The following is a 1,387-nucleotide window of genomic DNA, read 5'->3' on the forward strand; positions in this document are numbered from 1 at the left end:
GGGGTTGTCCGTTCCGAGATCCCCGCGCATGAGCGCAGAGGGTAATCAGATTGTTGGTATGACAAACGGCAGCGCTTAGCCTCTAAATCAGGCGCGCCGCGATAACGCACGCAAACGGCGTGGCCGAGACTAGGATGCTGAAATCATGCACCAGGCGCTGCTCCCGGCGGTTTTTCGCAGCGACTAGTATGCCAGTGATGCCGAAAAAATTTCGGATGGATGGTACGCCTACGCTGAGCGGCGCCTTGCCGATGGGGTGATGGATCGGTCTTAAGGCGCAGTTATTTGCCAACTCAGGAGCGGTGTTTCTGGGACGGATCACGGTTTCGGCGGGCCTGAATGCCGTCGTCGCTGAAATACCGAGGGACAGCGGCGCATTTTGGAAGAGGCGTTTGCGCCGGTGCGTGCGTCGCGCACGTCGCCCGGCGGCATGACGTTTCCACCGCGTTCGTCTATACTTGGCGGCGCAGATTGTGGCTGCGGCTACCGCCAGGCAAAAAGACCATGATTTCGTCGAAGCTGTGGTGTCGGAAGACAAAGGCCGCCACGCCTGTTCCCGGTCAGCCCGTAATCGTAGTCGACCTTTCCCATGGCCGGGTGAGTATCTTCATTTCCGCGTTTAGCGCCATGGCTGCGGCAGTTTTGGAGGTGCTGGCGCGATGATCCCAATCCGGCTGTGTGCGAGTGTGGCTCGTGCTTGGGCGCCATCACATCACTGACGTTTGCTTAGTTCACAGTGCGAGCCGGAGAATTCCGCAGGCTTTCGACAGCAGCATCGGTAAAGGCGAGGGCTAATTGGGCTATGTCTCTCGGCAAAAGAATGATGCCGTCATCACTATAAGCTAATCGATCAGTCAGAAAACGGGATACCAGGAGCGCTAGATCCAAGGAGGGCAGCTCCATGTTGACGGGGCGTTCATCGGCCATCTTCTTTCTCTCAATTATGATTTGTCGCGCGTCAGCGATAGTCTCTCTAGCAAGTGCGCAATTACTTTGTCCGACATGAGATCGTGGATTGATAGTGTTTCCCATGAATTCGGGTTGCGAGGCCGGGCAGGCATCGCGCAAGCTGTTTGCAACACAAAAGGAACTGCTCGCTCGATCAGGACCTCCGTCAGCGAGTTGACGCGCCCGTCGAGCAAGTTGTCATTGACGATAGCAGCTCCGACCGCCTGAGTGTCGAGCAGGGACATCGCACCGGCCACGGTTGAAACGGGCCCGACGATTATCCCTTTGCTCTCCTCGACAGCAAAAGCCAGTTCGACCGCCATCCGCTCATCGGATTCAGCAATTAATATCGGTATGCCGTTCAGCATCGCCACCTCCGCGTTGAGCGAGAGTTATGTGGCTCTCAGCCGCAGGCGCTCATTCAACGAGCCGGCGATTC

Annotated in this window: 1 protein-coding gene; it reads right to left on the reverse strand. The window is 57.2% G+C overall.

Annotation, left to right across the window (positions count from 1 at the left end):
• Window positions 1-941 precede the first annotated feature (941 nt).
• Window positions 942-1,316 (reverse strand): hypothetical protein, encoded by a 375-nt coding sequence (locus tag PMI02_RS23555; RefSeq protein ID WP_007687768.1) that lies wholly within the window; start codon window positions 1,314-1,316, stop codon window positions 942-944.
• Window positions 1,317-1,387 lie beyond the last annotated feature (71 nt).

This window comes from Novosphingobium sp. AP12 (assembly GCF_000281975.1).
GTDB lineage: Bacteria > Pseudomonadota > Alphaproteobacteria > Sphingomonadales > Sphingomonadaceae > Novosphingobium.

Coding starts and splice junctions, on each gene's coding strand:
- PMI02_RS23555 (WP_007687768.1), bottom strand. CDS start 1,316: ATGCTGAACGGCATACCGATATTAATTGCTGAATCCGATGAGCGGATG.